Source organism: Duganella violaceipulchra, from assembly GCF_019166075.1.
In the GTDB taxonomy this organism is placed as follows: Bacteria; Pseudomonadota; Gammaproteobacteria; order Burkholderiales; family Burkholderiaceae_D; genus Rugamonas; species Rugamonas violaceipulchra.
Genome location: NZ_JAHTGR010000004.1, coordinates 21462 through 45116, shown reverse-complemented (window position 1 = coordinate 45116; position 23655 = coordinate 21462). Strand labels below are relative to the sequence as shown.

The following is a 23655-nucleotide window of genomic DNA, read 5'->3' as shown; positions in this document are numbered from 1 at the left end:
CGACGGAGACAATCATGATGTTGAAAACTACCTTGGCCGCTGCCTGCGCCACCCTGTTCGCCACGCTGTGCGCCACCCCTGCTTCGGCGCAGGTGCCGGCCGGCTATCCGGCCGACTACCAGAAGATCATCGACGGCGCCAAGAAAGAGGGCAAGCTGGTGATCTACGGCGCCACCGACAGCAAGGCCACCCAGCCGCTGATCAAGGATTTCAACGCGCTGTACCCGGGCATCACCGTCGAATACAACGACATGAATTCCACCGAGGTGTATAACCGCTTCATCTCCGAAGTGGCGGCCGGCGGCAACACCGCCGACGCCATGTGGTCCTCCGCGATGGACCTGCAGATGCGCCTGGCCTCCGACGGCTACGCGCTCAAATACAAATCGGTCGAAGCGGCCAAGATCCCCGGCTGGGCGGTCTGGGACGACCAGGCCTACGGCACCACCTTCGAGCCGGCCGCCATCGTCTACAACAAGCGCCTGGTGGATGCCAAGGAAGTGCCGCAGACGCACGCCGAATTCGCCAAGCTGATCACGCAGCCCAAGTTCAAGGACAAGGTCACCACCTACGACATCGAGAAATCCGGCGTCGGCTTCATGTTCATGACCCAGGACGCGCGCGAGAATCCGAAGTTCCTGGAACTGGAGAACGCCTTCGGCGAAGCCAAGGTGCGGGTGCAGTCGTCCACCGGCACCATGATGGAGCGTATCTCGTCGGGCGAGAACCTGATCGGCTACAACGTGCTCGGTTCCTACGCGCTGGTGCGCGCCAAGGCCGATCCGTCGATCGGCGTGGTGCTGCCGAAGGATTACACGCTGATCCTGTCGCGCGTCCTGTTCATCAACAAGGCCGCCAAGAACGTCAACGCCGCCAAGCTGTGGCTGGACTACATGCTGTCGCACCGCGGCCAGGTCATCATCGCCAACGACTCCAAGCTGTTCGCGATCCGCGCCGACGTCACCGGCGAGACCACCTCGGCGGACCTGATCAAGATGATCGGCAAGGACAACGTCAAGCCGGTGCCGGTCCATCCCATCGTGCTGCAGTTCCTGGGGCCGGCCAAGCGCATGGCTTTCCTCAAGCAGTGGAAAGAAACCGCAGGCAAGAAGTAATCGTCTCACCCGCCCGCGCACCCCGAGCCGACGCGGGGTCTGACCCCGCGGGGTCAGACCCCTGCCGCGGATCTGCGGGTTGGGCGCCCGCACGCGTACGTAAAGAACGGAATTCCTATGCAAACTCTCACTCTCCCTGGCTCCGGCCGGCGCAGCATCAACTGGGCGCGCGGCGTCGTGGTGACGCTGGCGGCCATCGCCATCTTCCTGCCGCTGCTGCTGATCTTTTACCAGAGCTTTTTGAACGCGCCATTCTTCATGCCCGTCAAGGAGCTGGGGCTGGACGCCTACCGCTTCATCTTCGACGATCCCGATTTCACGGTGGCGTTCCGCAACGCCTTCCTGCTGGCCGCCGGCCTGACCGCCATCGCCGTGCCGCTGGGCGGCATGCTGGCCTTCCTGATGATACGCACCGACCTGCCGGGCCGCGGCTTCATCGCGCCGATGCTGCTGGTGCCGATCTTCGTGTCGCCGATGGTGATGGGCTTCGGCTATGTGGTGTCGATGGGACCGGTGGGCTTTTACTCGCTGTGGGCCAAGGACCTGCTGGGCTTCATCCCGTGGAATATCTACTCCTTCACCAGCATCGTGGTGATCGCCGGCCTGACCCACGTGCCGCACGTCTACCTGTACGCTTCGTCCGCGCTGAAAAGCCTGGGTTCCGACGTCGAGGAAGCGGCCCGCGTGGCCGGCGCCTCGCCGCTGCAGGTGATGTTCAACGTCTCGCTGCCGATGATCACGCCGGCGCTGGCCTATGCCGCCGTGCTGGTGTTCTTCCTCGGCTTCGAGGTGTTCGGCCTGGTGCTGGTGCTGGGCGATCCGGAGGGCCACCTGGTGCTGGCGACCTATCTGTACAAGCTGACCAACAAACTGGGCACGCCGTCCTACCACCTGATGGCCGCCGTCGCCGTCTGCCTGGTGATGGTGACGATGCCGCTGGTGATGATACAGCGCTGGCTGCTCAAGTCGGCCAACAAGTTCGTCTCGATCAAGGGCAAGGGCGCGCGCTCGAAGTCCATGCCGCTCGGTAAATGGAAATGGCTGGCCTTCGCGCTGATCTTCGCCTGGCTGATGTTCACCATCATCATGCCGATGTCGGGCATCGTGCTGCGCTCCTTCGTGCAGTACTGGGGCGAGGGAGTCAACCTGCGCGACGTGCTGACCCTGCAGCACTTCCGCGAGATCATGGAGCAGCCGGCGCTGATGCGCGGCATCCTCAACACCATCCTGATCGGCGTGATCGGCGGCGCCCTGGCGGTGATCTGCTACTGCGCCATCGCGCTGGCCATGCACCGCAAGCCGGACGGCATCACCCGCTTCCTCGACTACAGCGTGCTGGTGCCGCGCGCCGTGCCTGGCCTGCTGGCCGGCCTGTCCTTCCTGTGGGTGTTCCTGTTCGTGCCTAGCTGGCTCGATGGCATGTTGAAGGGCATGGACAATGGCGCGGCGTTGTGGCTGAGCGAGAACGCGATACCGCTGCTGCGATCGGTGCGCTCGACCATCTTCGCCCTGTGGCTGGCATATTCGGTGGTATGGCTGGCCTACGGCATGCGGCTGATTTCCACCGCGCTGCTGCAAGTGGGCCCGGAACTGGAAGAGGCGGCGCGCGCGGTCGGCGCATCGCGCGGCCAGGTGACGCGCGACGTCACCATCCCGCTGGTCAAATACGGCCTGCTGGGCGCGTGGCTGATGGTGTTCCTGATCTTCGAGCGCGAGTACTCGACCGGCGTCTACCTGCTGTCGCCGGGCACCGAGGTGATAGGCGCGATGCTGGTGTCGCTGTGGGCCACCGGCTCCACCGACCTGGTGGCGGCGCTATCGTTCATCAATATTTCGCTGGTGGCCATCGGCCTGGGCGTGGCCCTGCGCTTTGGCGTGAAGTTACATAATTAAGTCAAAATAAAATGAAACGAGACCTCATCATGAATGAACTGACCGTCAACGACCTGCACCTGGACTACGGCACCGGCGCCCACGCCAACCAGATTCTGAAGGGCGTGTCCATGCATCTGCAAAAGGGTGAAGTGGTGGCGCTGCTGGGCCCTTCTGGCAGCGGCAAGACCACCTTGCTGCGCGCGGTGGCCGGACTGGAAAGCCCGAAGCAGGGCACCATCGCCATCGGCGAGCGCAATGTGTTCGACGGCGCGAAGAACTTTGAAATGGCGGCCGAGCACCGCAACCTGGGCCTGGTGTTCCAGTCCTACGCGCTGTGGCCGCACAAGACGGTGTTCGACAACGTCGCCTACGGCCTCAAACTGCGCAAGATGGGCAGCAGCGAGATCAAGGACAAAGTCAGCGACGTGTTGAAGAACCTGGGCCTGGGCCACCTGGCCGAGCGCTTCCCGCACCAGCTGTCGGGCGGCCAGCAGCAGCGCGTGGCGATCGCGCGCGCGCTGGTGTACAACCCGCCGGTGATCCTGCTGGACGAACCGCTGTCCAACCTGGACGCCAAGCTGCGTGAAGAAGCGCGCGCCTTTCTGCGGGAGCTGATCGTGCGACTGGGCCTGTCGGCGCTGATGGTCACGCACGACCAGGCCGAGGCGATGGCGATCTCGGACCGCATCCTCTTGCTCAACAACGGCAAGATCGAGCAGCAAGGTTCGCCGCAAAGCATGTACGAAACGCCGGACACCCTGTTCACCGCCGAATTCATGGGCAGTAACAACCGCCTGCCGGCCAAGGTGGTACAGCGCGACGGCACCCGGGTGATGCTCGATATCGGCGGCACGCCATTGCAGGGCACCGCGCGCGGCGCCGGCGGCGGCGAGCCGTCGACCATCATCCGCGTGGAGGAAGTGAAGGTCAGCGCGACGCCGGTGGAAAACGCCATCGAGCTGCCGCTGCTGACCTGCATGTACCTGGGCGACCGCTTCGAGTGCCTGTTCAAGAGCGAGGGCGGACCGGAAATGAGCTTGCGCGCCTATTCCAAGTACAAGCTGGAAGCGGGCAAGTACTGGCTGCAGCTGCCGGCCGATAAACTCTGGGTGTTCTGATCCTGTTCATGTCCCGGACCGCCGTTCTGGCGCGTCCGGGGTATACTTCGCTTTCGCGTCCTCGCGCGAAACATGTCCGCTGCACTCCTGAAACAATCCGCCGTCTTGCCGCACCCGCTTTCTCTGTCCAAAAACGTGAACTTTGGCGAGGTGAGCCCCGTGAACTGCACAGTAGCCGGGATTAAATGATAAATTAGTTGCTATAAGGCCATTTTTTTGAATTGAGCGCAAGAACTGTCGCTTATAATTTGAAAAGTACGTCGGCTGGCATTTCTGCGGCATGTGGGCATGAGGTCGTACCTTTTTTTCCTCTCTAAGCTCGGGATAAGCAAATAACATGCGTACGAACGGTGTCAGTTTTTCTATTTCGCGCCACGCCGAATGGGCGCCGGGACTGGCCGCGCCCGAGGCTTGGGAGCAGTGGGCGCAGGCGCCGTTTGCGATCCAGGCCGGTGCGGAGCCGGGCGTCAAGGCGATGCCTGCGATGCTGCGCCGCCGCGCCGGGTTTCTCGGCAAGATGGCGCTGGAAGTCGCTTACCAATGCCTCGACGGCCGCAGCGATATTCCCACGGTCTTTTGCTCGCGTCACGGCGAGGTCGCGCGTGCCTTGGACTTGTTGAGCGACCTGGCGCGCGGCGAGCCGCTGTCGCCGACCGCGTTCAGCATGTCGGTGCATAACGCCATCGTCGGGCTGCTGAGCATAGCCCGCGGCGACCGCGCCAATCAACTGGCGCTGGCCGCCGGCGCGGCCACCATCGAACACGCCGTCATCGAGGCCTGCGGCCTGATGGCGGACGGCGCGCCGCAAGTGCTGCTGGTGGCCTGCGAAAGTCCTCTGCCGGAGTTGTTTGCGTCGTTCCAGGATTGCGACGAACAGCCGCATGCCTGGGCGTGGCTGCTGACGCCTGCGGCGGATGACGCGATTTCATTGAGCTGGAGCGCGAGCGCCGAGCCGGCGACGACCGGCATGCCGCCCGGCTTGGAGGTGGCGCGCTTCCAGCTGTGCGGGGCGCGGCGGCTGGATCGTTTCGATGGGCGCCTGCGCTGGCGCTGGAGCCGCGATGCGTGACCGCTTGCCGGCCATGCTGTCGCGGTACTGGCGCGTGTTCGCCACAGGCTTGAGTTTTCTGGTGTTCGGTATCAGCGGACTGCTGTTGCGGGTACTGGTATTCCCGGCGCTGAACCTGGTTGTGCGGCAGCCGGATAAACGCGTGAGCGCGGCCCGCACGCTGATACGCTGGGCGTTGCGCGGCTATGTGGATTTGATGCGCGGGCTGGGCGTGCTGCGCTACGAGATACGCGGCGTCGAGAAGCTGGACCGGGGCGGCCTGCTGATACTGGCCAACCATCCGACGCTGATCGATACGGTGTTCCTGATGGCTTTCGTGAAGAACGCCGATTGCATCGTCAAGGGCGCGTTGTGGAATAACCCGTTCATGCGCGGGCCGTTGCGCGCGGCTGCTTTCATCAGCAACGAGGGCGGGCCGGAGCTGGTGGGCGATTGCATCGCCTCTCTGCGCCGCGGCAATAACCTGATCGTGTTCCCGGAAGGGACGCGCACGCCGGGCAGTGGCGTGATCAGCATGAAGCGCGGCGCGGCCAACATCGCGGTGCGTGGCGCGCGCGACATCACGCCGGTGTTGATCCGCTGCGAGCCGGCCACGCTGGCCAAGGGCGACAAGTGGTGGCGCGTGCCGCCGCGCCGTGTGTTGATCAGCATCGACGTCCAGGATGACCTGGAGGTCGCAGCGTTTACAGAGGACGGCGCCAGCGACGTGATGGCGGCGCGCCATTTGACTGAATTTTTACAGAATTATTTTACCGGGAAGTGCCAAAGCCATGCTTGAACTGGAAGTCAAAGAATTGATCATCGATGTGCTGCAGTTGGAGGACATCACCCCCGCCGATATCGATAGTGCGGCGCCGCTGTTCGTCGAAGGCCTGGGCCTGGACTCGATCGACGCGCTGGAGCTGGGCGTGGCCCTGCAGAAGAAGTACGGCATTTCGCTGTCTGCCGATTCGGAGGACACCCGCCGCCATTTCGCCTCGGTGCAGGCGCTGGCTGCGATGATCGATAGCCATAGAAAGAAATAAGGGAGCGGGCCATGATAGCTTTGAACGACATGAGCAAAGACCAGTTGCAGATCCTGGTGGTCGATCTGCTGGCCGAGATGTTTGAACTCGACAAGGCCGACCTGAGCGCCGGCTCGAACCTCTACGCCGACCTGGATATCGACAGCATCGACGCGGTCGACCTGGCGGTCAAGCTCAAGCAGCTGACCGGCAAGCGCCTGCAGCCGGACGTGTTCAAGACCATCCGCACCATCGGTGACGTGGTCGACGCGCTGGCCGGCATGACGGAGCAGGCGGCGTAAGTACGATGCCGATGACAGTCTTGACGGTGGCGCTGACGCTGCTGTATCCCTTGGCGATCTGGTTCGGGCATGGACGGGTGGAGCCGCGCTGGCTGGCTGGCCTGCTGTTGCTGGCCGTGGCCACGCGCCTGCCCGCGTTGAAGCTGAGCGGCGTGGCGCGCTGGTCGGCGGCGGCGGCGCTGGTGCTGGTGGCCTGCGCGGTCTGGAGCAATCTGCTGTTGCCATTGAAGTTGTACCCGGTGCTGGTCAATGCGGCGCTGCTGGCGGGCTTCGGCTACAGCCTGGCGACGCCGATGTCGGCGGTCGAACGCATGGCGCGCCTGCGCGGCGAGGACTTCCCGCCGGTGGCGCAAGCCTATATGCGCAAGGTGACGCAGGTGTGGTGCGGCTTCTTCGTCATCAACGGCATGATCGCCTTCGCCGCTGCGCTGTGGATGTCGGAGGCCGCGTGGTCGCTGTATACCGGCGTGATCTCCTATGGGCTGATGGCATTGCTGTTCGGCGCGGAGTATCTGGTGCGCCTGCGTTTCAAGCGCTTGCACCATGTCTGACCGGATCGAAAACCTGTACGCCGCCATCGCGGCGCGGCCCGCCGACGGCGTGGCCGGCTGGCGCGCCGGCGCGGTTGTCAGCAATGCGCGTTTGCTGGCGCGCGCGCGCGCATGGCACGCGCTGCTGCGCGGCCAGCCGGGCAGCGACTTCGCTTTGTACCTGGACGATAGCCTGGAATTCGGCGCAGCCTTGCTGGGTGCCTGGCATGCCGGCAAGACCATCTGGCTGAGTGCCGATACGCTGGAAGCCAGTTGCGCCGCCTTGCGCGCTTCGGTGGACGGCTTCCTCGGCCAGTTCCCGGCGGCGCTGCTGCCGCTGCAGCCGGCGGAATCGGACGACGCATCCACCGCTGTACCGATGGGCGGCGCCCTGTCCACCGACTTGCCGGCGCTGGTGGTGTTCACGTCAGGCAGCACCGGCGCGGCACAAGCCATTCCTAAAAAACTGTCGCAGCTGGCGAGCGAAGTCGAAACGCTCGAAGTGCTGTTCGGCGCCGCCGCCGGCGACGCCGCGGTGCTGGCGACCGTCTCGCACCAGCACATCTACGGCCTGCTGTTCAAGGTCCTGTGGCCGCTCAGTGTCGGCCGCGCAATCCACGCGCTGAGCATCAGCTATCCGGAACAACTGGTGGCCGGCATCGCCGCCGGTCCGTGCGTGCTTGTGGCCAGCCCGGCCCACCTGAAGCGCTTGCCGGAGCATCTGGACTGGCCCGGCGCGGCGCGCATGGTGCGGGCGGTGTTCTCGTCCGGCGGTCCGCTGGCGGCGGAGACGGCGCTGGCCGCCGGCTGCATGCTGGGCAAGGTGCCGGTGGAAGTCTACGGCAGCTCGGAGACGGGCGGCGCCGCCTGGCGCCAGCGCAGCGGCGTCACCGACGACGCCTGGCAGCCTTTCCCGACCGTGGCATGGCGCCTTGGCGCGGCGGACGACACGCTGGAAGTGCGCTCGCCGCACCTGGCCGACGACAACTGGCTGGCGCTGGCCGATCGCGCGGCGCGCGTCGGCCAGCAGCGCTTCCTGCTGCTGGGCCGCAGCGACCGCATCGTCAAGATCGAAGAAAAACGCATCTCGCTGAGCGCGATGGAAGCGGCGCTGCTGGCCAGCGGCATGGCCGCCGAGGTGCGCGTCGTGCTGTGCGAACCGAGCGCCGGTGAACGCGAGCGGCTGGCGGCGTTCATCGTGCCGACGCCGGCGGGGCGTGCGCTGCTGGATGCCGAAGGCAAGCCCGCGCTCAATGCCCGCCTGCGCGCCGTGCTGGCGACGGTGGTGGACGCGGTCGCACTGCCGCGCCGCTGGCGCCACCTGGAACAGATGCCGCTCAACGCCCAAGGCAAGACCACGCAGGCCGCCTTGCTGGCGCTGCTGGACGGCGATGACGGCGCGGTCGGCCGTCGTCCGCGTTTGCCGCAATTGCGCGAGCTGGAACGCGAACTGGATCGCGAACCGCAGCGCATGCTGCTGGAAGTGAGCGCGCCCGCCAACCTGCTGTATTTCGACGGCCACTTCGATGCGGCCCCGGTGCTGCCGGGCGTGGTGCTGGTCGACTGGGCGATCCATTACGGCCGCCAGTATTTCACGCTGCCGCCGCGGTTCAAGGGCATCAACGCGCTCAAGTTCCAGCAGGTGATCCAGCCGGAGACCCCGGTGCAGCTGGAGCTGCTGCACGAGGTGGCCAAGGGCTGTCTGCAATTTCGCTATGTGTCCGAGGCGGGGCAGCACGCCAGCGGTCGCGTCATGCTGGGAGATACTGATGTCTGATTTCAAACCCTGCATCGTGGTGCCGGTCTATGACCACGAACACGCGATCGGCACGGTGGTGGCCGGGCTGTTGCGCCACGGCGCGCCGTGCATCCTGGTCGACGACGGCAGCGGCGCCGCCTGTGCCACCGTGCTCGATGGGCTGGTGCTGCAGCATGATGGCCAGGTTACGCTGGTGCGGCTGGCGCAGAACCAGGGCAAGGGCGTCGCAGTGCTGAGCGGCTTCCGCCGCGCGGCGGAGCTGGGCTACACCCATGTGCTGCAAATCGACGCCGACGGCCAGCACGAAACCGCCGACGTGCCGAAATTCCTGGCGCAGGCCGCCGCCCGCCCGGACGCCATCGTCGCCGGCCATCCGGTCTATGACGAGTCGGTGCCGAAGGTGCGCCTGTATGGCCGCTACGCCACCCACATCTGGGTCTGGATCAATACCCTGTCGTTCGACATCAAGGATTCGATGTGCGGCTTCCGCGTCTATCCGGTGGCGCCGGTCAATGCGCTGGCGGCGCGCTGCCCGATCGGCGCACGCATGAACTTCGACACCGACATCCTGGTGCGGCTGTTCTGGGATGGCCTGCAGGTGGTGAACCTGCCGACCCGTGTCTGCTATCCGGCGGACGGCGTGTCGCACTTCCGCATGTGGAGCGACAATGTGCGCATCACGTGGATGCACATCAAACTGTTCTTCGGCATGCTGCCGCGGATTCCCCGCCTGCTGGCGCGCAAAGGGCAGGTCCGATGAACGCGCGGGGTGTGCACTGGGCCTCCATCAACGAGATCAGTTTCGTGGCGGGCATGCAGCTGCTGTTCTGGATCTGCCGCGTGTTCGGCCGCTGGCCGTTCCGCGTGGTGCTGTACCCGGTGCTGGGCTGGTATGTTCTGACCAAGCCGCGGCCGCGCCGCGCTTCGCAGGCGTATTTGCGCCGCATGGCCGACTACACGTCCACCCCGGCGCCGGGCGTGCTGCGCCACTTCGCTGCCTTCGGTGAGAGCATCCTCGACAAGATGCTGTTGTGGGCCGGCCTGTTCAAGCTCGATACGGTCGACCTGCACGGCAGCGAACTGGTGGTCGAGGCATTGGCGGCGGGGCGGGGCGGCCTGCTGATCTGCTCCCACCTGGGCAACCTGGAGCTGTGCCGCGTGCTGTCGCGCCAGCGCCGCGACCTCAAGCTGACGGTGCTGGTGCACACCAAGCACGCGCAGGCCTTCAATGCCATGCTGGGCCGCCTCAATCCGGACAGCCAGCTCAATCTTTTGCAGGTGACCGAGATGTCGCCGGCCACCGCCATCCTGCTGTCCGAGCGCGTGGCGCGCGGCGAGTTCGTGGTCATCGCGGGCGACCGCGTGCCGGTGTCGCACAATCCGCGCGTGGCGCTGGCCGACTTCATGGGCGCGCCGGCGCCGTTCCCGGTCGGCCCGTATGTGCTGGCCAATATCCTGCAATGCCCGGTGTACCTGCTATTCTCGCTCCGCCACGGACGCCGCTCGGCGCTGTATTTCGAAGCCTTCCGCGACGTCGTGCGCATTCCGCGCCAGGGCCGGGACGCCGCCTTCCAAGAACTGGCCGGCGATTATGCGCGGCGGCTGGAGCATCACTGCCTGCGCGCACCCCTGCAGTGGTTTAACTTTTACGATTTCTGGCACCTCCCTCAATTGGAACGACCCGATGCACCTCGCTGACATAGCCGAACTCAATTCCACGCCGCGTACCGTGCGCTTCGACCAGAACCGCCTGACGATAGAGGACATCGTCGACATCGCGCAGGGCCGCGCCGTTGCCGCGCTGTCGGACGATCCGGCCTTCCGCGCCGCCATCGGGCGCGGCGCCGACTTCCTCGACCGCCTGCTGCGCGAGGACGGCACCGTCTACGGCGTCACCACCGGCTACGGCGATTCCTGCACCGTGGTGGTGCCGCCGGAACTGATCGCCGAGCTGCCGCACCACCTGTACACCTACCACGGCGTAGGCCTGGGCGAGTACTTTACGCCGGCGCAGACGCGGGCCATCCTGGCGTCGCGGCTGGCGTCGCTGAGCAAGGGCTATTCCGGCGTCAGCGTCGAGCTACTGCTGCAGATCACGCGCCTGCTCGACGCCGGCCTGTTGCCGCTGATTCCATCCGAAGGCTCGGTCGGCGCCAGCGGCGACCTGACGCCGCTGTCCTACCTGGCGGCGGTGCTGTGCGGCGAGCGCGAAGTATGGCGCGACGGCGTGCAGGTGCCGGCCGCGCAGGCCTTGCGGGAAGCCGGCATCACGCCGCTGCGCCTGCGTCCGAAGGAGGGGCTGGCGATCATGAACGGCACCGCCGTCATGACCGCGCTGGCCTGCATGGCCTACGACCGCGCCGCATACCTGGTCCAGCTGAGCACCCGCATCACGGCGATGGCATCGTTCGCGATGGACGGCAACGCCCACCACTTCGACGAGGTGCTGTTCTCGGTCAAGCCGCACGGCGGCATGCAGCAGGTGGCGGCGTGGCTGCGCAGCGACCTGCCGACCGACCAGTGGGAACGCAACGGCAAGCGCCTGCAGGACCGCTACTCGATCCGCTGCGCGCCGCACGTGATCGGCGTGCTGGCCGACGCCATGCCGTTCTTCCGTTCGTCGATCGAGAACGAACTCAATAGCGCCAACGACAATCCGCTGATCGACGCCGAGAACGAGCGCGTGCTGCACGGCGGCCATTTCTACGGCGGCCACATCGCCTTCGCGATGGACGGCATGAAGAACGCGGTCGCCAACCTGGCCGACCTGCTGGACCGCCAGATGGCGCTGCTGGTCGACAGCCGCTACAACCACGGCCTGCCGGCCAACCTGTCCGGCGCCACCGGCGCGCGCGCGCCGATCAACCACGGCCTGAAGGCCTTGCAGATCAGCGCCTCGGCGTGGACGGCGGAAGCGCTCAAGCTGACCATGCCCGCTTCGGTGTTCTCGCGTTCGACCGAGTGCCACAACCAGGACAAGGTCAGCATGGGCACCATCGCCGCGCGCGACTGCCTGCGCGTGCTGGAATTGACGGAGCAGGTCGTGGCCGCGCTGCTGATCACCGTGCGTCAGGGCGTATGGCTGCGCTGCCAGGTCAACCCGGAACTGCAACCGCAGGCCGCGCTGGCGGCGATGCAGGAGGCGCTGGGCGCCGACATCAAGCCGGTCGAGGAAGACCGCCGGCTGGAACCGGACCTGCGCCTGCTGCTGGAACGCATCCGCGCCAAGGCATGGGGTCTGTATGCGCCGCACTAACAAGGAAAGCCGCTGGTTCGCGGAAGTCGAGATGCAGGTGCAGTTCTTCGACCTCGATCCGATGGAGATTGTCTGGCACGGCCGCTACGTCAAGTACCTGGAAGTGGTGCGCTGCGCGCTGCTCGACAAGATAGGCTACAACTACCCGCAGATGAAGGCGTCCGGCTATTCGTGGCCGGTGATCGACATGCAGCTGCGCTACGTGGGCTCGGCCACCTTCGGCCAGACGCTCAAGCTGCGCGCCGACATCGTCGAATGGGAAAACCGCCTGAAGATCGACTACCTGATCACCGACGCCGCCACCGGCAAGCGCTTGAACCGCGCCAGCACCACCATGGTCGCCGTCGATCTCGCCACGAAGGAGATGTGCTTCGTGTCGCCTCCCGTGCTGTTTGAAAAATTGGGGATAGAACCTTTATGAAGCTGTTGAAATCGATATTGCTGGCGACCGCGCTGGCCGCCCTGAGCCCGGCCCACGCCGCCGCGCCGGTCGCGAAGATCCAGGCCATGCTGGCCAAGCCGCCGGCCATGTGCGGCCGTTTCGACCAGAGCAAGCAGCTGGCCGGCATGAAGAAACCGCTGGCCTCCAACGGCCGCTTTTGCGTGGTCGCCGGCAAGGGCGTGTTGTGGCGCACCTTGCAGCCTTTTCCCAGCACGCTGCGGCTGACGCGCGACGAAATCGTCAACTACCAGGGCGACCGCGTGGCGATGCGCCTGGACGCCAAGACCGAGCCGACCGTCCGCATGATCAACAACGTGCTGTTCTCGCTGCTGTCCGGCGACCTGGGACAACTGGAGACGCTGTTTGAGGTGGATGGCACGGTTGACGCCAGCAACTGGAACGTCGTGCTCAAGCCGCGCCAGGCGGGGCTGGAGAAGGCGATCGGCATTGTCAAGCTCGAAGGCGGCGCCTACGTGAAGACCATCGTCATGGGCGACGCCGCCGGCGACCGCACCACCATTGTGTTCTCGGCGATCCAGGCCGGCGACGCCGCGATGACCAAGGAAGAGGCGGCGCTGTTTTGAACCGTACGCGCCAACTCGCGCTGCTGTGGGCCTTTGCGGTCTGCCTGCTGCTGGGGCATAACGCCTATCTGTGGCTGGTGCAGCGCATCGTGCCGGACACCGACATCATGGCGCTGTTGCCGGTGCAGGAGCGCGATCCCTTGTTGCAGCAGTCGTTCAGCCATATGGTGGATGCGGCGCAGCAGCGGGTGGTGGTGTTGGTCGGCGCGGCCGACTGGGACGACGCCAGGCGCGCCGCCGACGCCTACAGCGCCGTGCTGGCCGCCCACAAGGACATCTTCGCAGCGACGCCGATCAACGAGCAGACCCAGAACGACTGGCTGTCGCTGTTCCAGCGCCATCGCCTGACGTTGATGACGGCGCAGCAGGAAGCGCAGCTGCGCACGCAGCCGCCGCAGTTCTGGCTCGAGGCGGCGCTGGGCAAACTGTATAGTCCATTCGGCGGCCCGAACCTGGGTTCGTGGCAGGACGATCCGTTCGGCCTGTTCGCCGGCTGGCTGCAGGAGCGCGTACAGGAAACCCCGGTGCGTCCGCGCGACGGTCACCTGTTCGTCGCCGACGCGCAGCGCCAGTACGTGCTGCTGCCGTTGACATTGAAGGTGCCGGCGTTGTCGATGACGGCGCAGGAAACCGTGCTGCCCTTGCTGAAGCAGGCCGGCGACGCCGCCCGCAAGGCGGCGCCGCAAGTGGAGTTGATACAGGCCGGCGTGATCCTGCACGCGGCCAACGCCAGCGCGCAGGCCAGCGGCGAGGTGTCTACCATCGGCATAGGCTCGCTGCTGGGCATCGTGTTGCTGATGTGGTTTGCCTTCCATTCATTCAAGCCGATTTCGCTGATCCTGCTGTCGATCGGCATCGGCTGCCTCGGTGCGCTGTCGGTGTGCTGGCTGCTGTTCGGCCGCGTACACCTGATGACATTGGTGTTCGGCGCAAGCCTGATCGGCGTGGCGCAGGACTACGGCATCTACTTCCTGTGCAACCGCCTCGCGGCCGGCGAACAACTGACATCGCCGGCGTTGTTGAAACGCCTGCTGCCGGGCCTGGGCCTGACCTTGCTGGCGGCGGTGATCGGCTACATGGGACTGGCGCTGACGCCGTTCCCCGGCCTGCGCCAGATGGCGGTGTTCTCCGCGCTAGGCCTGGTGTTCGCCTGGCTGACGGTGGTGTGCTGGTTCCCGGCGCTGATCGGCAGCCGTACGCTGAAGAGCGGGGCGCTGGTGCGCGTCTATGGCGCGGCCTTGCAGCGCTGGCCGCTGCTGCGCATGAACCGCGCCACCTTGCTGGCCGCCGTGGCGTTCGCGCTGGCGGCGGGCTATGGCGTCAGCCGGCTGGGCGCCAACGACGACATCCGCCTGCTGCAAAATCCGCCCAAGCACCTGATCGCCGACCAGCTCAAGTTGAGCAAGCTGCTGGACGCGCCCACGCCGGTGCAGTACTTCCTGGTGCGCGGCGACTCCGTCGAGACGGTGCTGCAACGCGAGGAGGCGCTGAAGGCGCGGCTGGACGTGATGGTGGCGGCGCGGCGCATCTCCGGCTACCAGGCGATGTCGAACTGGGTGCCATCCGCGCGCACGCAGGCCGCGCGCCGCCAACTCATTGAAGAAAAGCTGCTGGCGGCGGATGGCCCGCTGCACGCGATCGCCGCACAGACCGGTGAGGACGCGCAATGGGTCGCCGCCACCGCCGCCGGCTTGCGCCGCGCCGCCGCGCCGCTGACGCTGGACGATTTCCTGAAGACCCCCGCCAGCGAACCGTGGCGCCACCTGTGGCTGGGCGACGTCAAAGGCGCATACGCCAGCATCGTCGCCCTGCGCGGCCTGTCCGGCGCCGCCGTGCCGCAGGTGCAGCTGGCCGCCGATGGCTTGCAGGGCGTGCAGTGGGTCGACAAGGTGGCCGAGATTTCATCGGTGCTGGGCCGTTATCGCCAGTATATGAGCTGGGTGGTGCTGGGCGCCTACGTGGTGGTGTTTGCGCTGCTGTACCCGCGCTACCGGCGCCGCACCTGGCGCGTGCTGGCGCCGACCGCGCTGGCCAGCATCGCCACGCTGGCCTTGCTCGGCTTGGCGTCGCAGAATCTCCAGCTGTTCCACGTGCTGGCGCTGATGCTGCTGCTGGGCGTCGGCGTCGACTACGGCATCTTCATGCAGGAGCATCCCGACCGGCGCGACCGCACACCGTGGCTGGCGGTCGGCATGTCGGCCGCGAATACGATTTTGTCCTTCGGTTTGCTGGGGCTTAGCTCCACTCCGGCGTTGCAGGCGTTCGGCCTGACGATGCTGCTGGGGACCGCGCTGGTCTGGTTGATCGTCCCTTGTTTTGGCTTGACTAGTGAAAGCAAACATGACTGACGCGATGAACATCGAAGCCGTCGAAATCCTGATCGTCGGTGCCGGACCCGCAGGTTCCGTGGCCGCCGCGCTGCTGCGCCAGCAGGGGCGCCAGGTGCTGGTCATCGAACGCGAACAGTTCCCGCGCTTTTCCATCGGCGAGAGCCTGCTGCCGCAAAGTATGGCCTACCTGGAGCAGGCGGGCATGCTGCAGGCCGTGGTCGAAGCGGGCTTCCAGTTCAAGAACGGCGCGGCGTTCATGCGCAACGGCCGCTATACCGATTTCGATTTCCGCGACAAGCATTCGGCCGGATGGGGCACCACCTACCAGGTGCAGCGCGCCGACTTCGATCATATTCTGGCCAGGGAAGCGGAGCGTTTCGGCGCCGAGGTGCGCTATCGCCATGAAGTGTTGAATATCGAACTGGGCACTGGCGGCGCGCCCGCGCTGATCACGGTCAAGGGGGCGGACGGCGTACAGTATCAGGTGAACGCCGGTTTCATCCTGGATGCCAGCGGTTTCGGCCGCGTCCTGCCACGCTTGCTGGATCTGGAAACGCCGTCCAATTTCCCGGTGCGCGGCGCGATCTTCACGCACGTCGAAGACGGCATCCACGGTGGCGGTTTTGACCGCACCAAGATCCGCGTGACGGTGCATCCCGAGCATTGCGATGTCTGGTTCTGGACCATTCCGTTCGCCGGCGGCCGCTGCTCGTTGGGTGTAGTGGCGGAGACCAGTTTCCTCGACCGCTACCAGGGTAGCGCCACCGAGCGCCTGCGGGCGATCATCGCGGAGGAAGCGTCGCTGTCGGCATTGCTGGAGAACGCCAACTGGGATACGCCGGCGCGCCAGATCGTCGGCTATTCGGCCAACGTCGACAAGCTGTGGGGCGAGGGCTACGCCTTGCTGGGCAATGCCGGCGAGTTCCTCGATCCGGTGTTCTCGTCGGGCGTGACCATCGCCTTCAAGTCGGCCAGCCTGGCCGCCGCGGTGCTGGAGCGCCAGTTCGCCGGCGAACAGGTGGACTGGCAGGCCGACTTCGGCGCGCCGCTGCGCAAGGGCGTGGATACATTCCGCGCCTTTGTCGAATCCTGGTATGCGGGCGGCTTCCAGACCATCATCTTCCATGAGAAGCAGCAGCCGGAAGTGAAACGCATGATTTCAGCCATCCTGGCCGGCTACGCCTGGGACCTGAGCAATCCGTTCGTCAAGGAGACGTCGCGCCGTCTGGCGGCGCTGGAGGCGGTATGCGCGCAGGGCTGATGCGCCGCTGCGCGCCGTTGCTGGCGGGGCTGCTGCTGGCCGCCTGCGCCACCACGCCGCCGCCACAGGCCCGCCTGGGTTTGAAGTTGGCGCCGGCGGCGCTGGGCGCTTCGATCAGCGTGCAGCAGCACTTGCAGGTGGAGCGCAACGGCCGCACCGATGATCTCGACGTCGCGCTACAGGTGGAGCCGGACGCGATCGACGTCGTCGGCCTGGCGTTCAGCCAGCGCGTGCTGACCATGCACTACGACGGCAAGGAACTGACCTCGTGGCGGCACATGATGCTGCCGTCGCAGGTGCGCGCCGAGGACGTGCTGGAGGATATGCAGCTGACCCTGTGGCCGGCCGAGGCGATCGCCGCCGCGCTGCCGCCGGGCTGGCGCGTCGCCGAGCAGGGCGCCCACCGCACGCTGTTCCTGGACGACCAGCCGATCATGCAGATTTCCTACAGCGGCACGCCGCGCTGGAGCGGCACCGTGGTGCTGGACAATTTACGATATCGCTATAAGCTGACGATACAGTTTGCGGCGCCAACCGACTGAGAACGACGTATGTTGAAATTTTATTTGAATGCTTGCGGCATAGTCTGCGCGATGGGCGACGGCCCGGCGCAGGTCAAGGCGCGCCTGTACGCGGGCGAGACCGGCGTGGCGGCGACCGATAGCTGCTCTCCCGGCCGCGAGCTGCCGCTGGGCCGCGTGCGCGGGGAACTGCCGTCCGTGGCCCACCTGCCGCCGTCGCAGCGCAGCCGCAACAACGCGCTGGCGCTGGCGGCGCTGGCGCAGATCCGCCCCCAGGTCGATGCCGCCATCGCGCGCTACGGCGCCGACCGCGTTGGCGTGGTGCTCGGCACCAGCACCTCCGGCATCGGCGAGACCGAGCTGGCCATCGCCCGCCATGTGGCCGAGGGCGCGCTGCCGCCGGACTTCTGCTACGGCCACCAGACCATGGGATCGCTGGCCGAGATGCTGGCGCGGGAACTGAACCTGGCTGGTCCGGCCTATGTACATTCCAGCGCATGCTCGTCGAGCGCCAAGGCGATGGCCGGCGCCGCGCGCCTGATCAAGATGGGCTTGTGCGATGTCGTGCTGACCGGCGGCGTCGATTCGCTGTGCGCCTTCACGGTGGCCGGCTTCGCCGCGCTGGACTCGGTCAGCGCGGCGCAGTGCAATCCGATGAGCGCCAACCGCGACGGCATCAACATCGGCGAGGGCGCGGCGCTGTTCCTGATGAGTGGCGAGGCCGCGACGCCGACCACGGTTGCCTTGCTGGGCTGGGGCGAGTCGTCGGACGGCCACCACATGTCGGCCCCCGACCCGGCCGGCGTGGGCGCGCGGCTGGCGATGACGCAGGCGCTGGAACGCGCCGGGGTGACGGCGGCGCAGATCGACTACATCAACATGCACGGCACGGCGACGCGGCAGAACGACGCGATGGAATCGGGCGCGATTGCGGCGCTGTTCGACCTCGAAGTGCCGGTCAGTTCCACCAAGCCCTTCACCGGCCACACCCTGGGCGCGGCGGCCGCGATCGAAGCGGCGTTGTGCTGGCTCGCCATGCAGGACGATAACCCGCAGGGCCGTTTGCCGCCGCACCTGTGGGACGGCGCGGCCGATCCTGCGCTGCCGGCGCTGAACCTGGCGGCGCCTGGCGCTGCGCTGGGCCGTCCGTTGCGTCATGTGCTGAGCAGCTCATTCGCGTTCGGCGGCTCGAATGCGGCGCTGCTGCTGGGGAGGACCGCATGACGATGCCCGATGTGCGCGAACTGGTGCCGCATACGGGCCAGATGATGCTGCTCGACCGCGTGCTGAGCGCGGACGCCGACGACCTGTGCGCCGAAGTGCGCATCCACGCCGGCAGCGTGCTGGGTGGGGAAGAGGGCGTCGGCGCCTGGGTCGGCATCGAATACATGGCGCAGGCGATCGCCGCGCATGCCGGCTGGCTGGCCAGGCAACGCGGCGCGGCGGTCAAGGTGGGCTTCCTGCTCGGATCGCGCAAGTATGCCTGCGGCGTGCCGTTGTTCGCCAACGGCAGCGTGCTGCTGGTGCATATACATCGGGTGCTGCAAGGCGAGAACGGCCTGGGCGCGTTCGACTGCCGCATCGATGTCGCCGGCGGCGCCAGCGCGGTGGCGACGGCCACGGTGACGGTGTTCCAGCCGGATAATGTCAATCAATTTCTCAACGATGGAAACGCAGTATGAATCAGAATAAGTCCATGAGCGTGCTGGTGACGGGGTCGTCGCGCGGCATCGGCAAGGCGATTGCGCTGCGCCTCGCGCGCGACGGCTACGACGTGGTGCTGCATTGCCGCAGCCAGCGCGCCGAGGCCGACGCGGTCGCGCTGCAGATCGCCGGGATGGGCCGCGCGGTGCGCGTGCTGCAGTTCGATATCGGCGACCGCGCCGCCACCGCCGCCGCGCTGGAAGCGGACATCGCGCAGCATGGCTGCTACTACGGCGTGGTCTGCAACGCCGGCGTCGCGCGCGACAACGCCTTCCCGGCGATGTCCGGCGAGGACTGGGACATCGTGCTGAAAACGAACCTGGACGGCTTCTACAACGTGCTCAATCCGCTGGTGATGCCGCTGGTCCAGCGCCGCAAGCCGGGTCGCATCGTCACGCTGGCTTCGGTGTCGGGATTGATCGGCAACCGCGGCCAGGTCAATTACAGCGCGGCCAAGGCCGGCATCATCGGCGCCACCAAGGCGCTGGCGCTGGAGCTGGCCAAGCGCGCCATCACCGTCAACTGCGTGGCGCCGGGACTGATCGAAACCGACATGACCAGCGAGGTGCCGATGGAAGAAGCGCTGAAGATGATACCGGCGCGCCGCGTCGGCAAACCGGAGGAGGTGGCCGCCGCCGTCAGCTTCCTGATCGGCGAAGAGTCGGGCTACATCACGCGCCAGGTCATCTCTGTCAACGGTGGCCTGGCATGAGCCGCCGCGTCGCCGTCACCGGCATGGCCGGCATCAGCCCGATCGGCAACGACTGGGCCACGATACGCGAGCGCCTCGGCCAGTACCGCAACGCCGTGGTGCGCATGGCGGACTGGGAGGACTACGAAGGGCTGAACACGCGCCTGGGTGCGCCGGCCGCGCCGTTCTCGCTGACCGAACGTTATAACCGCAAGGCGACCCGCAGCATGGGTCGCGTCGCCCTGATGGCCACGCGCGCCAGCGAACTGGCGCTGGCCGATTCCGGACTGCTGGAGCACCCGCTGCTCAAGGGCGGGGACATGGGCGTGTCCTTCGGTTCGTCGGCGGGCACGCCAAGCGCCATCGGTGACTTCGGCCGCATGATGGAGGAACGCAGCACCAAGGGCATCAACGCCACCACCTACATCAAGATGATGGCGCATACGGCGCCGGTGAATATCGGCGTCTTCTTCGGCATCACCGGCCGCGTGATCACCACCTCCAGCGCCTGTACTTCCGGCAGCCAGGGCATAGGCTACGCTTACGAGGCTATCCGCGGCGGCAAGCAGCTGGCGATGGTGGCCGGCGGCGCCGAGGAGCTCTGCGCCACCGAGGCGGCGGTGTTCGATACCCTGTTCGCCACCAGCACCCGCAACGACGCCGGCCACACCACGCCCCGGCCGTTCGACGGCGGCCGCGACGGCCTGGTGATCGGCGAGGGCGCCGGCTGCCTGATCCTGGAAGACCTGGCGCACGCGCAGGCGCGCGGCGCCGCGATCCACGCGGAGCTGGTCGGCTTCGGCACCAACAGCGACGGCTGCCACGTCACCCAGCCGAATGCGGCCACCATGCAGACGGCGATGCAGCTGGCCTTGCGGGACGCCGGTTTGCAGCCGTCGGATATCGGCTATATCAATGCGCACGGCACCGGCACCCAGCAGGGCGACATCGCCGAGTCGCAGGCGACGCTGGCGGTGTTCGGCGGCCGCACGCCGATCAGTTCCCTCAAGAGCTACACGGGCCACACGCTGGGCGCCTGTGGCGCGCTGGAGGCCTGGATCAGCATCGAGATGATGCGCGAGGGCTGGTTCGCGCCGACCATCAATCTGGATGCGGTCGATCCGGCATGCGCGGCGCTGGACTACATCGTCGGCGAAGGCCGGCACCTGCAATGCGAGTATGTGATGTCGAATAACTTCGCTTTCGGCGGCATCAACACCTCGCTGATTTTCAAGCGCCACGTCGAATAAGATGAGCGCCGCCGCCTCGCTCTGGATGGCCGATGTCGATGGTGTAACGGACGAGGATCTGCTGCGCCTGCGCGAGTGGCTGTCGGCGAGCGAGGAGGCGCGCTGCCGGCGGTTTGTCCGCGCCCAGCGGCAGCGCCAGTTCGTGGCCGGCCGCGTGCTGTTGCGCATGGCGCTGGGCTCCTTGCTGGGCGTGGCGCCGCGCGACATCGAACTGGAAGACCGGCCCGGAGCCGCGCCGTTGCTGAAGGCGCCCGTGCCGCGGGGACGGCTGCCGGGCTTCAGCATCGCGCACAGCGGCCGCTGGGTGGCGGGCGCGGTGAGCGCGCAGACGGCGCTGGGACTGGATATCGAAGTGCGCGATGCGCAGCGCGATCTGGCGGCGCTGGCGGCCCAGGCCTTCGACGCGGACGAGCTGGCGCAGTGGGCGGCCTTGGACGAGGCTCAGCGTGTCGCCGGCTTTTACAGTTTGTGGAGCGGGAAGGAAGCGCGCTTCAAGCTGGGCGAGACGGCGCGGGCGCACCGGCTCGATTTGCCGCATGAGGAATTGTCGGTGGTCTTGTGCAGCGCGTTGCCGTTGAAGGCGCCGCCACGGATAGAGCTGATTACGCTGCCGTGATCAGCGCCACAGCCAGTTCCATATGCCCGGCAAGGGTGGTTTGACGCTGGCGTCGTCGACGGTGCTGGCCAGCGCGGCGCGTTCCAGTTCCTCGCGGTCGTCGTAGAACGGCTTGGCGGCCAGCGGCACCTCGAGTTCGCGCGCGACGTCGAGCAGGATCTCCATGTATTCCTGGATGTGGCGCGAGGTGTAGGTGTTCACGTCGTGGAAGGTGACGACCACCGGCGTGCTGCCGTCGACCGCGGGCATGGCGCCGGCGGCCCAGCGTTTGCGGGTCTCGGCCAGGTGGGTGAGCATGTTGGAGCGCTTGTGCCAGCTGAAGTTGACGCCGTAGATCTTGCCGTCGTTGGCACTGAGGTCGGTCAGCAGCATGCGCATGCCGTGCTGGTGGTAGGAGGCCAGCGTATCGGCGTCGTAGGCCCAGAACGGCGGCCGCACCAGCTTGGGGGCGACGCCGGTGACGGTGGTCAGGTCGTCGACGCCGCGCTGCATCGATTCGTCCAGCTCCGCGCGGCTCATGAGGCGGTGGTTCGAATGGAAGGTGGTGGCGCTGTGCAGCGCGACCACGTGGCCTTCGTCGTATTCGCGCCGTATCAAGGCCCGGCCGACCGCCGTGCCGCCGCCATGCCAGGCGCGGGTCTGGGTGAAGAAGACCGCCTTGATGTGGTCCTGCAGCGGATTCTTGGCCAGCGTTTCAAGGATATGCACGGTCGGATTGTCGCTGTCGGCCGCCGCCGGGCCGTCGTCGAAGGTCAGCAGGAAGCGTATCGGAGCGAGCGCCGCATCCTGGGACGCGGCGCAAGGGCTCAACAACATAGCGCAGAGTACAAGCAGCAGGCGGGGAAAATGGTTGGACACGGACGGTCGGCATGGCGCGAGGAACGGGAACGATATTGTACGTGGAATTGCCGGCGCAGCCGCGTTCTCGCGGATTACCGGGATGAACGTTACCCGCGCCATTGGCATGCGCAGGGCGGGTCCTGTTTTTTCGGCTTTTACTAAAACGCTATAACCACTACTACCCAACGCTAACCACCGATATTTCGTGCGAGTTTGCGATATTTTCGGAACTAAACGCTGCTAAGTGGCTCTAACGAATATAGATGAGAGAAATTGGTACCGCTTAGCGTTCGGCGAGGAAATTTTAGTAAGTGTTAGCGCGCTGTAGTAGAGGTCAGTAGTGGTTAGCGGCGTTTAGTAAAAACCGATTTTAGGGAACCCCCACCATGTCCAAGTACAGCCTCCATTTCCCGATCCGCGTACCCGACGATGTGCTCGTCGAGTTGGGCGAATTCACAGGTACTTTCTGCAGTGGTGGGGGCGGAAATCAAGTACGACGGGCACGCGGTATCGCCGTCCAGCTTTGCGAACCTCTACGGCAGCGGCAACCGCAATGCCTGGAATTCCGTCTGGCTGCGCCTTCCCGGTAGCGATGAATGGTTGCTTGCCGAGGTCTGCCGGTCGGCGCGGAAAGCGGCGATAGCGCGGTTGCACGGGGACGGCGCGCAGGCAGACAGCCAGCGCTCACGGGCGCCAGAGCTTAAACTGGCTTAGTCGTCCAGGCTCCACACATACTGCATCCTGGTCCAGGATTGCTGCGGCACGCCGTCCACGGTGCCGGGCTTGAATTTGCACAGGCCCAGGCCGGTCTGGGCCGCGCGGTCCAGTTCACGGAAGCCGCTGGATTTCTCCACCTTCGAATCGGCCACCCGGCCGTCGGTACCGATCAGCAGTGCCAGCGTGACGACGCCGGTATCGCCGTTGCGCAGCGCGGACTTGGGATAGTCCGGCTTGGCGCAGGCCTTGGCGTCCACCACCGCCGCCACCAGCAGCGGCGCCGCTTTCACCACTGTCTTGGCGCCCGGTTCGGCGATTCCCGGCCGGGATGGCTGGGATGGCGGCTGCTCCGTCAGCGGCCGCGCCGTCACTGGCGGCGGGTTGGATGGCAGCACCGGCGTTTCCACCTGCGGCACGAAGATGTCCGGCGGGGCCAGCTTGGGCAGCGGCACGTCGGGCGGCAGCACTTTCGGTGGTGGCGGCACGGGTGCGGTCGGCGTCAGGTCGATCACCGATTCCCTGGTTTTGAACACCGTCAGTTTGGAGCCGTGCAGGAAGGCCGCCAGCAGCGCTACGTGCAGCAGGGTCACGACGGTGAGACCGGTGAGATTCTTTTTCTGATGCATATGTGCTCCTTGGTGGTGGTGGGGATTGCTATGTGTTGGAGGTAT

24 protein-coding genes are annotated in these 23655 nt (G+C 66.2%); 22 read left to right on the top strand and 2 right to left on the bottom strand.

What is annotated here, in order from left to right; all coding sequences use genetic code 11:
- The first annotated feature begins 14 nt into the window (after positions 1-14).
- The 22 genes from KVP70_RS08720 (at position 15) to KVP70_RS08615 (ending at position 21427) form a co-directional block, all read left to right on the top strand.
- A complete protein-coding gene (locus KVP70_RS08720) occupies positions 15-1115 on the top strand; it encodes an ABC transporter substrate-binding protein (RefSeq protein ID WP_217941762.1) in 1101 nt (366 codons plus the stop codon).
- 117 nt (positions 1116-1232) lie between these two features.
- The gene (locus KVP70_RS08715; protein WP_217941760.1) at positions 1233-3008 is read left to right on the top strand and encodes an ABC transporter permease; all 1776 of its coding nucleotides are present in this window, start codon (positions 1233-1235) and stop codon (positions 3006-3008) included.
- A 29-nt stretch (positions 3009-3037) separates the two neighbouring features.
- The gene (locus tag KVP70_RS08710; RefSeq protein WP_217941757.1) at positions 3038-4108 is read left to right on the top strand and encodes an ABC transporter ATP-binding protein; all 1071 of its coding nucleotides are present in this window, start codon (positions 3038-3040) and stop codon (positions 4106-4108) included.
- Positions 4109-4445: 337 nt separating this feature from the next.
- Entirely contained in the window at positions 4446-5177 is a 732-nt protein-coding gene (locus KVP70_RS08705; RefSeq protein ID WP_217941756.1) for a beta-ketoacyl synthase chain length factor, read from the top strand.
- A complete protein-coding gene (locus KVP70_RS08700) occupies positions 5170-5955 on the top strand; it encodes a lysophospholipid acyltransferase family protein (protein ID WP_217941755.1) in 786 nt (261 codons plus the stop codon). Before KVP70_RS08705 ends, KVP70_RS08700 begins: the two co-directional genes overlap by 8 nt.
- The gene (locus tag KVP70_RS08695) at positions 5948-6202 is read left to right on the top strand and encodes a phosphopantetheine-binding protein (RefSeq protein WP_043481206.1); all 255 of its coding nucleotides are present in this window, start codon (positions 5948-5950) and stop codon (positions 6200-6202) included. The genes KVP70_RS08700 and KVP70_RS08695 overlap by 8 nt, the downstream gene beginning before the upstream one ends.
- Positions 6203-6213: 11 nt before the next feature.
- Complete coding sequence (locus KVP70_RS08690) at positions 6214-6483, top strand: acyl carrier protein (protein WP_229224705.1); 270 nt, start codon at positions 6214-6216, stop codon at positions 6481-6483.
- 5 nt (positions 6484-6488) lie between these two features.
- A complete protein-coding gene (locus KVP70_RS08685; RefSeq protein ID WP_217941753.1) occupies positions 6489-7034 on the top strand; it encodes a COG4648 family protein in 546 nt (181 codons plus the stop codon).
- Positions 7027-8790: an ApeI family dehydratase gene (locus KVP70_RS08680; protein WP_217941750.1), complete on the top strand. Its 1764-nt coding sequence runs from the start codon at positions 7027-7029 to the stop codon at positions 8788-8790. Before KVP70_RS08685 ends, KVP70_RS08680 begins: the two co-directional genes overlap by 8 nt.
- The gene (locus tag KVP70_RS08675) at positions 8783-9532 is read left to right on the top strand and encodes a glycosyltransferase family 2 protein (RefSeq protein ID WP_217941749.1); all 750 of its coding nucleotides are present in this window, start codon (positions 8783-8785) and stop codon (positions 9530-9532) included. Before KVP70_RS08680 ends, KVP70_RS08675 begins: the two co-directional genes overlap by 8 nt.
- The gene (locus KVP70_RS08670; protein WP_217941748.1) at positions 9529-10470 is read left to right on the top strand and encodes a lysophospholipid acyltransferase family protein; all 942 of its coding nucleotides are present in this window, start codon (positions 9529-9531) and stop codon (positions 10468-10470) included. Before KVP70_RS08675 ends, KVP70_RS08670 begins: the two co-directional genes overlap by 4 nt.
- Entirely contained in the window at positions 10457-12028 is a 1572-nt protein-coding gene (locus tag KVP70_RS08665; protein WP_217941746.1) for an HAL/PAL/TAL family ammonia-lyase, read from the top strand. The genes KVP70_RS08670 and KVP70_RS08665 overlap by 14 nt, the downstream gene beginning before the upstream one ends.
- Positions 12015-12449, top strand: coding sequence for an acyl-CoA thioesterase (locus KVP70_RS08660; protein WP_217941744.1), 435 nt, complete (start codon positions 12015-12017; stop codon positions 12447-12449). The genes KVP70_RS08665 and KVP70_RS08660 overlap by 14 nt, the downstream gene beginning before the upstream one ends.
- Positions 12446-13054 (top strand): outer membrane lipoprotein carrier protein LolA, encoded by a 609-nt coding sequence (locus KVP70_RS08655; RefSeq protein ID WP_217941742.1) that lies wholly within the window; start codon positions 12446-12448, stop codon positions 13052-13054. Before KVP70_RS08660 ends, KVP70_RS08655 begins: the two co-directional genes overlap by 4 nt.
- Positions 13051-15402, top strand: coding sequence for an MMPL family transporter (locus KVP70_RS08650; protein WP_217941741.1), 2352 nt, complete (start codon positions 13051-13053; stop codon positions 15400-15402). The genes KVP70_RS08655 and KVP70_RS08650 overlap by 4 nt, the downstream gene beginning before the upstream one ends.
- 4 nt (positions 15403-15406) lie before the next feature.
- Positions 15407-16645, top strand: coding sequence for an NAD(P)/FAD-dependent oxidoreductase (locus KVP70_RS08645; protein WP_217942154.1), 1239 nt, complete (start codon positions 15407-15409; stop codon positions 16643-16645).
- A complete protein-coding gene (locus KVP70_RS08640; protein ID WP_217941740.1) occupies positions 16630-17187 on the top strand; it encodes a DUF3261 domain-containing protein in 558 nt (185 codons plus the stop codon). The genes KVP70_RS08645 and KVP70_RS08640 overlap by 16 nt, the downstream gene beginning before the upstream one ends.
- 9 nt (positions 17188-17196) lie before the next feature.
- Positions 17197-18390, top strand: a complete 1194-nt coding sequence (locus KVP70_RS08635) for a beta-ketoacyl-ACP synthase (protein ID WP_217941738.1) — start codon at positions 17197-17199, stop codon at positions 18388-18390.
- On the top strand, positions 18387-18848 hold the full coding sequence (locus tag KVP70_RS08630; RefSeq protein WP_217941737.1) for a hotdog family protein: 462 nt from the start codon (positions 18387-18389) through the stop codon (positions 18846-18848). The genes KVP70_RS08635 and KVP70_RS08630 overlap by 4 nt, the downstream gene beginning before the upstream one ends.
- Complete coding sequence (gene fabG / locus KVP70_RS08625; RefSeq protein WP_217941736.1) at positions 18845-19582, top strand: 3-oxoacyl-ACP reductase FabG; 738 nt, start codon at positions 18845-18847, stop codon at positions 19580-19582. Before KVP70_RS08630 ends, fabG begins: the two co-directional genes overlap by 4 nt.
- Positions 19579-20811: a beta-ketoacyl-ACP synthase gene (locus KVP70_RS08620; RefSeq protein ID WP_217941735.1), complete on the top strand. Its 1233-nt coding sequence runs from the start codon at positions 19579-19581 to the stop codon at positions 20809-20811. The genes fabG and KVP70_RS08620 overlap by 4 nt, the downstream gene beginning before the upstream one ends.
- Before the next feature lies 1 nt (position 20812).
- Positions 20813-21427: a 4'-phosphopantetheinyl transferase family protein gene (locus KVP70_RS08615; RefSeq protein WP_217941734.1), complete on the top strand. Its 615-nt coding sequence runs from the start codon at positions 20813-20815 to the stop codon at positions 21425-21427.
- Here the strand turns inward: KVP70_RS08615 and KVP70_RS08610 are convergent, their stop codons facing one another.
- Positions 21428-22243, bottom strand: a complete 816-nt coding sequence (locus KVP70_RS08610; RefSeq protein WP_217941733.1) for a polysaccharide deacetylase family protein — start codon at positions 22241-22243, stop codon at positions 21428-21430. It lies immediately after the preceding gene.
- A gap of 734 nt (positions 22244-22977) precedes the next feature.
- The gene (locus tag KVP70_RS08605) at positions 22978-23610 is read right to left on the bottom strand and encodes an energy transducer TonB (RefSeq protein WP_217941732.1); all 633 of its coding nucleotides are present in this window, start codon (positions 23608-23610) and stop codon (positions 22978-22980) included.
- Positions 23611-23655 lie beyond the last annotated feature (45 nt).